Genomic DNA, 12,806 nt, shown 5'->3' on the forward strand with positions numbered 1-12,806 from the left:
CTCACTGCTTTCTCTTTTTCATTTATCGTGCGGCTTTTTGTACGTTCACAAGCCCGGCACCGTAATAAAAAGGTTCTCCAAGTTTTGTCGCCGTTTTTGACAGTCTCTCACGCACTTCATCGTTTGTCAGATTCGGATGTTTTGATAGAATGACAGCCGCAGCGCCCGTTATATGCGGTGATGCCATTGACGTTCCGCTCATGTAGCCGTATTCGTTATGAGGAATGGTGCTCAGCGTTGAAACGCCTGGTGCTGAGACTTCCAGTTCTTCGCCAACAGATGAATCAAAAGCTCTTTGCTTTTTTTGGTCAACAGAGGCAACAGCCATCACGGAGCTGTATTTAGCCGGATAGTCAATCGTATTGAGAGAGCCATAACTTCCTTCATTCCCTGCAGAAGCCACAATGAGAATCCCTTTATCATACGCTCGATCTACCGCTTCTTTCAGCGCCTCAGATTCACTTGCTCCCCCCATACTAATATTGATGACATCCATGTCATTCTCAATGGCCCATTCAATCCCTTTTATGATCCAGCTATAGTAACCGTCACCATTTTCATCTGCCACCTTAACAGCATAGATAGAGGCTTTTGGCGCAACACCAACGACACCTACCTTATTATCTAAAGCGGCAATTGTCCCTGCCACATGCGTCCCATGTTTATGCGGATCTACAAGCGGATCGGACTCTGTCGGTACAAAGCTCACCCCGCCGGTGACATGTAAATCCTCATGTTTGCCGTCGATACCGCTGTCAAGAACTGCTACTTTGACATTCTGTCCAGCGTATCCTTGTTTATGTACCTTTTGTGCTTTGATGCTTTTGATGCCATATGGAACAGTTTGACTGCTTGTTTTTGCTTTTTGGTCTTCCTCAATGAAGGTCACTTCTTTTGCTTCATTCAGTTTCTTTTTTGATGTCTCATTCAACGACACTTTCATCATATCTATTTGCTCTATGGATTCTTTCACATGCCCGCCAGCTTCTTCTACAAGCTGTTTTTGTATTTTGTCTTGAACGGAAGAAGAAAAGCCGATCATGTACTCTTTTTTTGCTTGTTCCTTTGCAGAAATATCTGACGCGCCAAACATGACCGATGCCACAAGCACACTTGCCATACAAAGCCCTGCTCCAAATGACTTGACGTTCACAATACTCACTCTCCCTTTCGTTTCTTTTTGTCATTTAACTACATTTTTAGACAAAAAGAAACGACCGTTTGTCCTATTTTTAAAAATTTTTCCATTTATTTGATCTAGTTTTCACAAAAAAGCAAAATAAAAATGCTTATGATCCTCTTGATAGTGATCATAAGCATTTCGTCCTTTATGTTTTTTCATCATGTGCTGCAAGACTTCTTGTTTTGTTTTTGTCTTCCTTTCGTGTGTGCTAAAATGCGGCATGTTTCCTCTCGACAGTTCTGGATTACGGCTGTGCTGTCTTTGGATATGCTCTCGTTTTTTCTTTGCTTTGCTTTTTCCCATTTGGCAAAACCCCTTTCGTTGACGTTATGATACACGATGTTACATAAAAAAGATAGACGTAAATACGTCTATCTCAGATTGTTGACAAAGGGCTAAAATGATCTTTATTTTAGCCCTTTGTCTTCTTTCATCTTCAGCGTGATAGAAAACCTTTGAAGTCTAGGAAGGACGAGCACTGGAGCGGAGCGAATTTGACATTCGTGAGCACCGGAGCGCAGACCTGACAACGAATGCAAGGGTTTGTCTACACGCTGAGATAGACGTAAATACGTCTATCTTTCTGTTTTTACCATATCAAGATGCGGAATCCCATCTTCATCATAAACATCTGAGACGGCCTTGAAACCAAATGATTCGTAAAATGACTTCAGGTAGGCCTGCGCCTGTATTTTGACACTTGTTTCACCTAGTTCACTAAGCTTTTCCAAAGCCTTGATGAGCAGCATCTTTCCATACCCTTTTTTCCGGCCGGCCTGCGTCACAAGAACGCGGCCGATGGACGCCTCTTTGTACACGATCCCGTTTTGAAAAATTCGGCAATAAGCCACAATGGTGCCATTCTCTTTTGCGATGAGATGAATTGCTTCTTGGTCCCTGTGATCAATTTCAGGGTAAAGGCATGTTTGTTCTACAACAAACACGTTGACTCTTTCCATAAGAATCAAGTAAAGATCCTCTTTTGACAATTGTTCAAACGTTTGACATGTCCATTTAATGTGACTCATGATTGATATCCACCTTACCGTACACTCCGCCTCCACCAGCGATTAGTCCGACTTCGCCCTTTCTTGCTTTGATGATGTAGCCCGCTATCTTTTCTGGCAAAACGGCTTTTAGTTCTTGTTCTGTTGCTTGATGCAGAATATTCATCTCTGTGTGAAACACGGCTTTTAGCTTCTCCAGCGTTTTAGGTCCAACACCCGGAATAAACTGAAGCGGGAGCTGATGAACATAAGGAGGTCTCATTCTTTTTTCACTTTCTTGGTCAGCAAGCTCTTTTAAACGCTCACTTACTCCTTTTGTCATCCGGGTATGTCCGCATTCGTGGCACTCTTCCTGATCTGATGCGTGAGGTCTTACCCCGCATTTCTCGCAGGTCGTATGATAGTACTTCCCAAGCCGTGGAGCAAGTCCATAATTTCCTGTGACAGCTCTACCATCTTTTTCTTCAAGGGCTAGCTTGAATTCGGCAAAAGAGGCATGATCCATTTTGATTTTGGTATATTCTCGCGCGATTTTCCCTAAAGAATGAGCATCTGAATTCGTTAAAAAGGGATACCGGTTCAGCTCACTCAGCTGGGACGCCATTGACGTATCACAGCTAAGACCAAGCTCAACAGCATCAATAAGGTCAGGATCAAATACTTCCGTTAAAGAAGTGCTGACCCCTTTGCCATATAGACTTTTATGCGGCGTAAAAATATGAGCAGGAATAAACAATCCTCCTAGCTCTTTTACTTTGCGCTGAAGTGTTTTCCCATCAACATAGAGGCGTTGTGAACTCAAATGCACATTTTTCATATGAAGCGAAAGCCATGCGGAGAACTCAGACATTTTGTGTAGTGTGGGCATAAATGCCAGCACATGAATTGGACCCTTTGAATGGTCATCATTGATCTCTAATTCACTGCCTAAAAGCAGCACTGTCGGTCCAAATGATAGACCGCCGTCATTTAGTTCCGTGTACCGGCCTTCCTCTACACCCTCTATTAACTCTTCTAAGACTTCTGGAGATTGTGCATCAATCACACCAATCATCCCCATCCCTTTACTTTCCGCTGCTTCAATGAGAATTTGGTCAATTGTCAATGACCTTGCACCTGTAATTTTGACAGCTCTGCCTGTTCTTGTTCTGCCAATATGAATATGGATGTCTGCAAAAAATTCCTTCATTTTGTTGACTCAAGTACCTCTTGCAGTTGTAAGTATTGAATGGCATAGGCTGTTTTTGCATCGTAAATATGCTGCTGTTCAATGAGGTGCAAGGCTTCTTCTAATGAAACTTCCATTACTTCGACAAATTCATCTTCATCCAGCTCTCTTTTTTCTTCAAGCGGAACTAGCTGATCTGCTAGATAAATGTGAACAATTTCATCTGCAAAACCAGGTGATGTATAAAAGGCCGTCAGCTTTTGAAGCTGCTGAGTTGTATATCCTGTTTCTTCTTCTAATTCTCTTAATGCTGTATGTGCCGGCTCTTCCCCTTTTTCTAGTTTTCCAGCCGGAATTTCAACGATGGCTCTCTCTAGTGCTTTACGGTATTGTTTGACCAAGATGATTTTATTTTCGTCTGTACGTGCAATGACAGCTACTGCACCAGGATGTTTAATGATTTCGCGTTTGCCTTGTTTTCCGTTAGGCAATTCTACATCTTCAAGTACCAAATCAATGATTTTTCCGTTGTATAATTCTTTCGACGATAATGTTTTTTCTTCAAAGTCCTTCAATTTTGTCAGCTCCTCGTTCTACTTTCACTTTTTACTTCATTTATTTTAACATAGATGATTTAAGAGAAGCGAAAAGCGAAACGCTTGCTTCAATGCGCCATTTGAAATCACCTAGCTTGAATTCCTGATTTTTTTCACTTAATGTGAAAGGATAGGAGTGTGATGGAATTGAAAAAAAGACGTATTGGCACCTCAGATCTTTTAGTGAGCGAGGCGGCACTAGGATGCATGTCTCTTGGGACTGATAAAGAAAAAGCGCTCTCTTTATTAGATGAGGCCATTGATCTCGGAATTAACTATTTGGATACAGCCGATTTATATGATTTTGGGACAAATGAGGAAATTGTTGGGGAAGCCATCAAAAATAGACGGCAAGATTTGATTTTGGCGACAAAAGGCGGCAACCGCTTTGAAAAAGGCAAACCAGGCTGGGACTGGGACCCTTCAAAGGCGTACATAAAGGAAGCAGTAAAACAAAGCCTCAAGCGGCTTCAAACAGATTATATTGATTTATATCAATTGCATGGAGGCACGATTGATGACCCCATTGATGAAACGATTGAGGCTTTTGAAGAATTAGTAGAGGAAGGCGTTATTCGCTATTATGGCATTTCATCTATCCGCCCAAATGTCATTAAAGAATATGCCAAAAAGTCCAATATCGTAAGCGTGATGATGCAATATAGCTTACTCGACCGCCGCCCGGAAGAATGGTTCTCTCTTCTTGAAGAACAAAGCATTAGCGTCGTCGCAAGAGGTCCTTTAGCGAAAGGATTATTAACTGAAAAACCACTTTCTCAAGCAAGTGCAGCGATTCAAAAAAACGGCTATCTTCAATATTCATTTGAAGAGCTCCAGCAGATCATTCCTTCTTTAAAGAAAGTCGCTTATGACCTGTCCCTCACCGAACTGTCCATTCAATATGTACTGAAACATTCTGCGGTCAGTTCCGTTGTATTTGGCGCGAGCTCGGTGGATCAGTTAAAAGAAAACATAGCAGCAGCAAATGCACGTTCTTTAAGTGACCAAGAAGTCAAAGCAGTAACTTACTATACAAAACCGTTTATGTATGAAGCGCACCGATCCTAATAAGAAAAAATCACATCATTTGATCTCGTCAGAATGTAGAAAAACTCATGTTTTTCTACATTTTTTTATGTTTTTCTCTATATAAAATAAGGAGGGGCTAAAAGCCCCGTTGTCTTATCTTGCACTTTCGTAATATGCATAATTTCCAGATTTGCCTTTAAGATAAAATGTGGTACCAAAACGACTGAAACTATTTGCAAAAGAACCATTATCTGAATGCATACATAATCGATTACTTGCACCTTTAAAAGGAGTTACAGAACAATCTACAATTGAAGTAGCCTTTGTACTCACATCTGCATTCGTTAACTCATTTGTTGCAAGAGCTTGTCCAGAAACAGGTAAAAGCAATCCTAAAGATAAAGCGACTCCAGCCATTGTTTTTCTCAATTTCATGTGAATCATCCCCATTCCCAAATTTTGTAACACACCTTCATTATAAGAAGAACGACCTTCTACCAAAAGGGTCTTAATAACCATATTTTCAATAAAAAGGAATTTAAATAAATCAATACTCACCTTTTTATTTCTGTTTCAAACATAAGCTATGGGATTTCGTTTAAAAAATCATACTGTCGCGATTCTGAAATGAAGTGATATGAAATGCTTTTCTCTTTATGGACCTATGTTTATTCTCTGTGGATCTATCTCAAGGATGATGACATGAAAAAAAGGAAGCATCATTGCTCCCTTTTTTAGCTTTTATACTTTCTCCAGTCTAAATGGCTTTCATCTAGCAGCTCTGAAAAGCTTTTGTTTTTTTCTTTTTCTTTCTGCTGCCGAAGGAGGTCTTGTCGTTTTTGTTCTTCTCTTTTTTCTGTTTCAACGGCGAGGTTCTGTTTCATTTGAAGAAGCTGCTGTTTGACATCGTCCTTTATGCCGTCCTTTAATTTCGCTTGATCCTGCTTGATCTTTTTCATTGTGCCTCTCTCCTTTTGACTTAGTGTATCATCCGTTTTATTTTCTGAGCAAGAGGCACGCCAATCTACCAAGATGTGGTATGATCGTCATAGAAAAAACTTCGGAAAGGAAGAATCGGCTAGATGAAGAAATGGTTCGCTATATTTGCCTTCATATTATGTCCACTCGCTGTCATCGGCATTTTTTTCACCAATAAAATGATGTATATTCGAAAATTAACGGATGAAGAGCTCATCAAACGAGAATCAGATGGAGGCCATTATCATCACGAGGAATTTCAGGAGCTTAAGAAAGAGAAAGTGTGTATTCCTTCAGCATTTGGTTATAATCTACATGGCTATTTTGTGCCGCATCCTCATACAACACGCACAATCGTACTTTGCCACGGTGTGACAGTCAGTTTGATTAATTCCGTTAAGTATATGAAATTATTCCAAAAGCTCGGATGGAATGTGCTGCTTTATGATCATAGAAGACACGGGATGAGCGGCGGGAAAACCACGAGTTATGGATATTATGAAAAAGAAGATCTAGCAAAGATCGTAAAGTGGCTCAGACAAAAACTCGGAGAAAGTGCCATCATTGGGATACACGGAGAATCAATGGGTGCAGTCACGACCTTGTTATATGCTGCGAAGCCGGAAGCAACCGCCAATTTTTACATAGCAGACTGCCCTTTTGCTTCTTTTGAGGACCAGCTTCTGTATCGATTAAAAACAGATTTTCGCCTTTCAGGGCAATGGATTCTTCCACTAAGTGATCAAGTGTTAAAATGGCGGGACGGATACCGCATCCGGCAAGTTTCCCCTCTTGATGTGATCGATCATGTGAAAGAACCTGTACTTTTTATTCATAGCCGCCATGACGACTATATCCCCTGTGAGCAAAGTCAGCAGTTATATGCACGAAAAAAGGGTGACAAACAGTTGTTTATTGCGCCACATGGTGCGCATGCAATGTCTTTTAGCGAAAATAAGGAAGCTTATGAGCAAGAAATTCAAGCATTTCTTCAAAGATTTGAATTGAATGAAAATAAAAGAGGAGAATGAACAGCAGTTCGTCCCCTCTTTTTGAGCTAACTTATGCGATAGTCACCACTGTTGTATGGTGTCTGCCCGCAAGCTCCATATGGCTCTCTTCCGATTGCTGCTGACTCATGACCGATAATCCTGCAGTTGCTGCCAATAAAAGAACTATCAAACTCGTTTTCATATAAATGACCCCCATTTTGAATTTTTGATATGGCTTGAATTTTCCTTTCGTAAAACCGGGTAGATACTTCAAACAGTCCAAGCTCATTGTAATAATGAGCCGCATCAAGTGCCAATTCCTCAATATCTGGGTATAAGCGCTTGTCCTCGAGCAGGTCTAATGTATCGTCTATGATTGTTATGTCTGCATCAACGTACAATGCTTTTAAGAACTGAAATTTGCAGATGTAAATTTCATCTTCTAATTCACAGGCCTTCATAATACCTTGTTGATAGAGGGTTAACGACTCTTCTATTTGTTTTTGTTTAAACAGGATTTGTGTCAGCATAAATAGTGGGTCTAGAGAGCGATTAAGATGGGTTAAATTCTCCTTTTCAAACACTTCAATAGAGTCTTTCAGATAACGGCTTGCTTCCGCAAGATCGTTCATTTGATAATAACAGTTACCTAAGTTGAAAAGGGCCGAACCTATGACTCGAGGGTTTCCAATTGAGCGTGCTCGCTTTAGAGCATTTTTAAAGTAGGGCAATGCATGTTCATAGCATTTCAAATCATCATAGTTTGCACCAATGACAAATTCACAGTGGATGATTCTCAGCGTGTACGTTCTGTAGGCAGAATACGTATCTAACGCTTGCAAGGCATAGTGCATCGAAAAGTGGGTTTGTTTCATGTGGTAGTAAATTTCTGCTAATTTAAAGTAAAATTCTGCTCTTTCTATATCATCTGATATGAGATTGAGCTTTTTTTCTGCTGAGCGGTAATAAGCAATGGCACTTAAGTAGTTTCTCTGTTCAAATTCAAACATTCCTGTGAAAAAATGAACATAGTATTCAAGCATATCCGTTAATTTCGTTTGTGAATGTTCGATCGTTTCTAGCAAATTCTTAATCTCTTCATCATTCGAGGCTTTCTTTGCCGGTTCAAAATATTCAAGCATTACCTTGTGGCGAAAATCCATCAGCTGGTAAAACAATAACAAGTTTTGATCCTGCTCCATCTCCAGGATTTCCTGCTCGATCTCCGCCTTCAGCTTCTCTGCTTTCATTACATGAAATCCGCAAATCTGCCTATACCATTCGTTTATTTTGATTCCAACCTGAGGCGATGACAGCTTGAGCTTCAATTCACTTTAGCACCTCCCTTCTCATATACGATACATGTTGTATTCTATCACATTTCCTCGAATGGAAGAAATATGAAATGTCATTTTTCGCAAAGTTTTCGGTATCCCGCAATAAACGCTGCGAATGCCTATTTTTCGGCATTTACAGCCATTATTTTTTTATTTCCAGCTTGCTCATTTTGTCGAATTGTTTGTTGAAAAACTGCTTTTTTCGCTTCAAAAGATCATTTTTCAGATTAGACAACCGTGCCGTTTGATGAGATGATAAACGCACGAAAAAACCCTTTCGAAAAAGGGCTTTTATAATACATCTGTTACTTGGTCCATATTCTCTTTGATCCAATTGACAGCTAATTCGAGCGTTGGAAATTCTTCCGTTTCAAATGTGACTTCATCTTGAAGAAGCCAAACGTCCTTTTTCACCGAATCCATTCCACCTATTGACCAGTGCAAAAGGCTATAGGGATGATTGTTATTTAAAAACGACACCCATGTTTTATTTTGTGCCGTATTTTGTATCACTTTTAGCTTTTGATCCACTACATTTCCACCTTACTTTACAAGTATACCCATTCTCGGGCTGAGTATTTGTTGAGGACTTTTCAACATAAGTGTGTTGGCTTTTTCATTAAAATCAATCGTCATTTCCTCGTCAAAAAAGACCTTTTGTGCTGTGTGTATGTACAGCTTAAAGAGCTGATTATGCTTGAGCTCTTCCCATTCGCCTGTTCTTTCACCTGTGAGCCAAATCATTGGGACACCGCTTACCGCACAGCCGCACCCATCTGAATCATATCGAAGGAGCAGTTCTTTTGTTTCATGCGCTGCTTGTTGTTTTGTTAGGAACGCTGCTGCTGGTTCTGTTATATGAATATACATGCCGAACATCCTTTTTTCGTTGATTGTTACATTGTAACATATTAGTCATCAATTAAACATGTTCACGTCCTGCCAGCTCTTATGTCTAATCGTTTTTCTTTAACTGCTCTGACCAATTGTACGCTTCTTGTTCAATTTCTTTAATGAGCCCATCTTTTCCTTTCATATAACTTGCCATATCTTCAGGATATGCTTTTGCCAATTGACGCTTTTTATCGGCATAGGCTTTGGCACGATCAGGTGCAGCTTTTAAATAATCTCGGAACACCAAATGCCTTTTTACATCATCATGTCCAGCTTCATAGGCGTGAACGTGATGTGTTCGATTCAAGCCGCCTTTTCTAAAAAAACGTCTTTCCTTGAGTCCATTTTCTCCGAGCGGTTCATATCCAAGCTGACGAAACAGGTGGTTACATTCATCTAAGCGACTGATATGCTTCACCTCTAGCAATATATCAATAATTGGCTTAGCCGCCATTCCTATGACTGACGTACTGCCAATATGGTGACCATATACCCAGTTGTCGCCAACTATCTTTTTCAGCTTGTCATGCTCATCTTGAAATTGTTTTGGCCAGCTCGCTTGGTATTCAATCACTTCCACTTTTCGAAGCATCAAACGTTCCATCTTTGTTAACATCAGATTGTTTTCCACCTGCAAACGATCCTTCTGTTTAAACCCTAGTTTTTCATAAAGCTTGATTGCTGGTATATTTGCTTCCGCTGTTGTGAGCTCAATTGTTTTTTGATGCTGGATGATGGATTGCAGGAGCGCTGTCCCGATTCCTTGATTGACATGATGAGGGTGCACAGCTAACCGGCTGAGGATGATTCGGTCGTCATGCAGTTCATATGAAGCGATCCCTAACAAATGCCCCTCTTTTTCAAATCCTATGAAAATCTCATTTGTTTCTATTATGTCTTTCACCGTTTCTTTTAAGGGCGGTAAATCTTGATAGCCAATTTGCTCTGCCTCCCGCTGATATGCAGCCAATTGGATATGTAACAGCTCTTTTGCTTGTTCTTTATTTTTTTGATCCAGTCTAATGATCATGCTTTCGCCTCCAGCTTTTTCACAAACAGCACCCTGTCTTCATGAATGCCGTCGTAATCTGAAAAAACTGAAATGCCATCGACCGTCTTATCTCCCTTTTCTATCTGAAAACCGAGCTTTGTATGGTAAGCAATCGAGACTTTATTGACAGGAGCTGTGATGGCCTTAATCGTTGTTCTTCCTTCCTTTTCAGCCGCTTCATAAAACGCTTGATAGAGAATTTTGCCAATCTTTAATTTTCGGTGGTCTGGATGTACCCCCACAAAGTGAATATACGCTTCATCTGAATGCGATTGCGATAAAAAACCGACTAAAAAGCCGATCAGTTCACCTTTTTCAACAACGACAAAACTTGTTTGCTGAAAATGTTCGAAAAATAGCTTTGGCAATTTTGCGCGCAAATCTCTGCCTCCCCACCAGCTTTGAATGACGGATGTGACCGCATAAAAATCTGACGGCTTCACTTGACGTATCATGATGGCCTCTCGCCCCTTTTCATTTTTAGCTGTACCGTTTCACAAAAAATCAACTGTTTCAATAGTCTACCTGTCTGATCAATTGTTTGTAAAGGTGATGTATCAGCCTTTTTTCCTTCAGCTTTGTTGGTTCTTCGTCTTTTCGCCGTCATCTCCTTTTAAATCTTCACACTTATTTCAAAAAGTTCACTTTTTGTGCGAAAGATCCATTCTTTTGTTATGTTAAAATTGTTCATATAAGAAATGGAACAAAAGTTTATTGGAGATGATGATATTGGTTTGGATTGTTACTTCACTTGTTGTGTTTAGTCTTTTAAAGTTGCTTGTCACTTCGCTGCCTTCTGGTGTTGTTGAACGCCTTTTTAGTCGTTATGCGGTGCATGCAAAAGTAACAAGTGATCAAACAACGATGACGTTTCAAGGACGTCCACTTGATGATCAGCAAACATCTGAAATTATTCAACATTTTAATGATGCGATCTTTATTGAACGTTATTATATTTATCCTGGTGACGAAGAGCGTTTTCTTCATCCGCAGGAAGGACCAGCGCCGCTTACCATGCAAACAAAGCTTGGCAAGCATGATGTGACCCTTTATCTGTATCATTACGATGACCACGTGGATGTGGTGCGGCAGTTTACCCATAAGCCTAAGAAAAAACTAACGGCCTATCGTTTGCGTTCTGAGCCGCTCCAAACATCCAATAACTTGGCACATGCTTAAAATGACTCATTTTACACAGATGAGACGAAGTGGAGACACTTCGTCTTTTTTGTATGGATTTACACTCTTCTCTTTGAATGATTTACCAGTATCAATTTCACCTTCTGGCGGTTAAAATATATACAGAACATACGTTCTAAGAGGTGAAAATGATGAATGAACGAGCCATTCTGCTTGTGGATATGCAGTCATTTTATGCGTCGGTCGAAAAAGTGGAGGCTCCTCATTTGAAGGATGTGCCGCTCATCGTCTCAGGAGATCCTGAGCGGCGGAGCGGGGTCGTACTTGCCGCCTGCCCGCTCGCTAAAAAACGGGGCGTACAAAATGCATCAAGATTATGGGAAGCACAGGAGAAATGCCCTGAAGCCGTCGTCGTACGTCCACGTATGCAGCGCTACCTTGATGTTTCTGTCATGATGACAGAACTGCTTGAACAATACACAGATCTTGTCGAACCCTATTCAATTGATGAACAGTTTCTCGATATTACGGGGAGTGTGACACTACTCGGTTCACCCCGCGAGATCGCCCAAAATATACAAACGACTATTATGAACCAGACGGGCATTTACGCACGCGTTGGCATTGGTCCTAATAAAGTGCTCGCTAAAATGGCCTGTGACCATTTTGCTAAAAAAAACACATCTGGCATCTATGAGCTTCGTGCAGACCGGGTGGCGGCTGATTTATGGCCGCTTCCGGTTGGAAAACTATTTGGCGTCGGTAAACGAATGGAGCACCATTTAAAACGAATGGGCATCAGTACCATTGGGACACTTGCTACTTATCCGTTAGACCGGCTAAAAAAGCGCTGGGGAATCAACGGGGAGCTTCTGCAGCGAACTGCTTTAGGACACGACCCTTCCCCGGTCACTCTTCACACACATGATCAGCAAAAAGCGGTTGGGCATCATATGACCCTTCCCCATGATTATGCGTCCTTTGAGGACATCAAAGTCGCCCTTCTTGAATTGAGTGAAGAAGTGGCAAGACGTGCGCGCTTTAAGCATTATGTTGGGCAAACGGTGTCTGTTGGCGTAAGAGGCGCTGATTTTTCTCATCCGACTGGATTTCATAGACAAATCAAGCTCCATTCACCCACACAGTACGGGACAGATATTGCAGATGCAGCCATTCGGCTATGTCAGCAGCACTGGGACGGCCAGCCCATTCGCAGTGTAGGCATTACTCTTTCGCAGCTGCAGCCTGACAGCCAATATCAGCTGAGTTTATTTGATCACCATTTAAAAAAAGACAGACTCAGCAAAGTATTTGATGCCATCCATATGAAGTATGGACCTGCTGCGCTCTTGCACGCTTCGTCACTAACAAGCGCAGGGCAGGCGTATCACCGCGCCGAAAAAATTGGTGGACATTACAAATAACGGAGGC

Annotated in this window: 16 protein-coding genes; 4 read left to right on the top strand and 12 right to left on the bottom strand. The window is 41.1% G+C overall.

Features of this window, described 5'->3' with window-relative positions; genetic code table 11:
* Positions 1–22: 22 nt before the first annotated feature.
* The 5 genes from AOQ70_RS15365 to AOQ70_RS15385 form a co-directional block, all read right to left on the bottom strand.
* On the bottom strand, positions 23–1,153 hold the full coding sequence (locus tag AOQ70_RS15365; RefSeq protein ID WP_082700864.1) for a S8 family peptidase: 1,131 nt from the start codon (positions 1,151–1,153) through the stop codon (positions 23–25).
* Between the two features lie 111 nt (positions 1,154–1,264).
* Complete coding sequence (locus AOQ70_RS15370; protein WP_039179694.1) at positions 1,265–1,486, bottom strand: hypothetical protein; 222 nt, start codon at positions 1,484–1,486, stop codon at positions 1,265–1,267.
* 272 nt (positions 1,487–1,758) lie between these two features.
* The gene (locus AOQ70_RS15375) at positions 1,759–2,211 is read right to left on the bottom strand and encodes a GNAT family N-acetyltransferase (protein WP_059377142.1); all 453 of its coding nucleotides are present in this window, start codon (positions 2,209–2,211) and stop codon (positions 1,759–1,761) included.
* A complete protein-coding gene (locus AOQ70_RS15380; RefSeq protein WP_059377145.1) occupies positions 2,198–3,379 on the bottom strand; it encodes a TIGR00375 family protein in 1,182 nt (393 codons plus the stop codon). Before AOQ70_RS15380 ends, AOQ70_RS15375 begins: the two co-directional genes overlap by 14 nt.
* On the bottom strand, positions 3,376–3,933 hold the full coding sequence (locus AOQ70_RS15385; RefSeq protein ID WP_034622377.1) for an NUDIX hydrolase: 558 nt from the start codon (positions 3,931–3,933) through the stop codon (positions 3,376–3,378). The genes AOQ70_RS15380 and AOQ70_RS15385 overlap by 4 nt, the downstream gene beginning before the upstream one ends.
* A gap of 168 nt (positions 3,934–4,101) precedes the next feature.
* Here AOQ70_RS15385 and AOQ70_RS15390 point away from each other — a divergent pair, with 168 nt between their 5' ends.
* Positions 4,102–5,022 carry an aldo/keto reductase gene (locus AOQ70_RS15390; protein ID WP_059377190.1) on the top strand — a complete coding sequence of 307 codons (921 nt, stop codon included), beginning with the start codon at positions 4,102–4,104 and terminating at the stop codon, positions 5,020–5,022.
* Positions 5,023–5,136: 114 nt separating this feature from the next.
* On the opposite strand, the gene AOQ70_RS15395 is transcribed toward AOQ70_RS15390, so the two are convergent.
* Positions 5,137–5,541 (bottom strand): antimicrobial peptide LCI, encoded by a 405-nt coding sequence (locus tag AOQ70_RS15395; protein ID WP_231730883.1) that lies wholly within the window; start codon positions 5,539–5,541, stop codon positions 5,137–5,139.
* Between the two features lie 176 nt (positions 5,542–5,717).
* The gene (locus tag AOQ70_RS15400; RefSeq protein WP_059377147.1) at positions 5,718–5,942 is read right to left on the bottom strand and encodes a YqkE family protein; all 225 of its coding nucleotides are present in this window, start codon (positions 5,940–5,942) and stop codon (positions 5,718–5,720) included.
* 123 nt (positions 5,943–6,065) lie between these two features.
* Here AOQ70_RS15400 and AOQ70_RS15405 point away from each other — a divergent pair, with 123 nt between their 5' ends.
* Positions 6,066–6,992, top strand: coding sequence for an alpha/beta hydrolase (locus tag AOQ70_RS15405; protein ID WP_059377149.1), 927 nt, complete (start codon positions 6,066–6,068; stop codon positions 6,990–6,992).
* Positions 6,993–7,018: 26 nt separating this feature from the next.
* On the opposite strand, the gene AOQ70_RS15410 is transcribed toward AOQ70_RS15405, so the two are convergent.
* The 5 genes from AOQ70_RS15410 to AOQ70_RS15430 all read right to left on the bottom strand — a co-directional run bounded on the left by AOQ70_RS15410 (position 7,019) and on the right by AOQ70_RS15430 (position 10,690).
* Positions 7,019–8,281, bottom strand: coding sequence for a response regulator aspartate phosphatase (locus AOQ70_RS15410; RefSeq protein WP_024428051.1), 1,263 nt, complete (start codon positions 8,279–8,281; stop codon positions 7,019–7,021).
* A gap of 300 nt (positions 8,282–8,581) precedes the next feature.
* Positions 8,582–8,821: a YqkC family protein gene (locus AOQ70_RS15415; RefSeq protein ID WP_024422884.1), complete on the bottom strand. Its 240-nt coding sequence runs from the start codon at positions 8,819–8,821 to the stop codon at positions 8,582–8,584.
* A gap of 12 nt (positions 8,822–8,833) precedes the next feature.
* On the bottom strand, positions 8,834–9,160 hold the full coding sequence (locus AOQ70_RS15420; protein ID WP_047202238.1) for an iron-sulfur cluster biosynthesis family protein: 327 nt from the start codon (positions 9,158–9,160) through the stop codon (positions 8,834–8,836).
* A gap of 85 nt (positions 9,161–9,245) precedes the next feature.
* Positions 9,246–10,214 carry a GNAT family N-acetyltransferase gene (locus AOQ70_RS15425; RefSeq protein WP_059377151.1) on the bottom strand — a complete coding sequence of 323 codons (969 nt, stop codon included), beginning with the start codon at positions 10,212–10,214 and terminating at the stop codon, positions 9,246–9,248.
* Positions 10,211–10,690, bottom strand: coding sequence for a GNAT family N-acetyltransferase (locus AOQ70_RS15430; RefSeq protein WP_024428048.1), 480 nt, complete (start codon positions 10,688–10,690; stop codon positions 10,211–10,213). Before AOQ70_RS15430 ends, AOQ70_RS15425 begins: the two co-directional genes overlap by 4 nt.
* A 274-nt stretch (positions 10,691–10,964) precedes the next feature.
* On the opposite strand from AOQ70_RS15430, the gene AOQ70_RS15435 reads away from it, so the two are divergent.
* On the top strand, positions 10,965–11,414 hold the full coding sequence (locus AOQ70_RS15435) for a YfmQ family protein (protein ID WP_024422888.1): 450 nt from the start codon (positions 10,965–10,967) through the stop codon (positions 11,412–11,414).
* 152 nt (positions 11,415–11,566) lie between these two features.
* Positions 11,567–12,799: a DNA polymerase IV gene (locus AOQ70_RS15440; protein WP_059377155.1), complete on the top strand. Its 1,233-nt coding sequence runs from the start codon at positions 11,567–11,569 to the stop codon at positions 12,797–12,799.
* The last annotated feature ends 7 nt before the right edge of the window (positions 12,800–12,806 follow it).

This window comes from Bacillus sp. AM 13(2015) (assembly GCF_001518755.1).
GTDB classification, from domain to species: domain Bacteria; phylum Bacillota; class Bacilli; order Bacillales; family Bacillaceae; genus Bacillus; species Bacillus safensis.

Excerpts from the sequence above, each read along its gene's own strand:
- AOQ70_RS15375 (WP_059377142.1), bottom strand. The coding sequence starts at position 2,211 with ATGAGTCACATTAAATGGACATGTCAAACGTTTGAACAATTGTCAAAA.
- AOQ70_RS15400 (WP_059377147.1), bottom strand. The coding sequence starts at position 5,942 with ATGAAAAAGATCAAGCAGGATCAAGCGAAATTAAAGGACGGCATAAAG.
- AOQ70_RS15430 (WP_024428048.1), bottom strand. The coding sequence starts at position 10,690 with ATGATACGTCAAGTGAAGCCGTCAGATTTTTATGCGGTCACATCCGTC.
- AOQ70_RS15405 (WP_059377149.1), top strand. The coding sequence starts at position 6,066 with ATGAAGAAATGGTTCGCTATATTTGCCTTCATATTATGTCCACTCGCT.
- AOQ70_RS15425 (WP_059377151.1), bottom strand. The coding sequence starts at position 10,214 with ATGATCATTAGACTGGATCAAAAAAATAAAGAACAAGCAAAAGAGCTG.
- AOQ70_RS15420 (WP_047202238.1), bottom strand. The coding sequence starts at position 9,160 with ATGTATATTCATATAACAGAACCAGCAGCAGCGTTCCTAACAAAACAA.
- AOQ70_RS15370 (WP_039179694.1), bottom strand. The coding sequence starts at position 1,486 with ATGGGAAAAAGCAAAGCAAAGAAAAAACGAGAGCATATCCAAAGACAG.
- AOQ70_RS15440 (WP_059377155.1), top strand. The coding sequence starts at position 11,567 with ATGAATGAACGAGCCATTCTGCTTGTGGATATGCAGTCATTTTATGCG.
- AOQ70_RS15380 (WP_059377145.1), bottom strand. The coding sequence starts at position 3,379 with ATGAAGGAATTTTTTGCAGACATCCATATTCATATTGGCAGAACAAGA.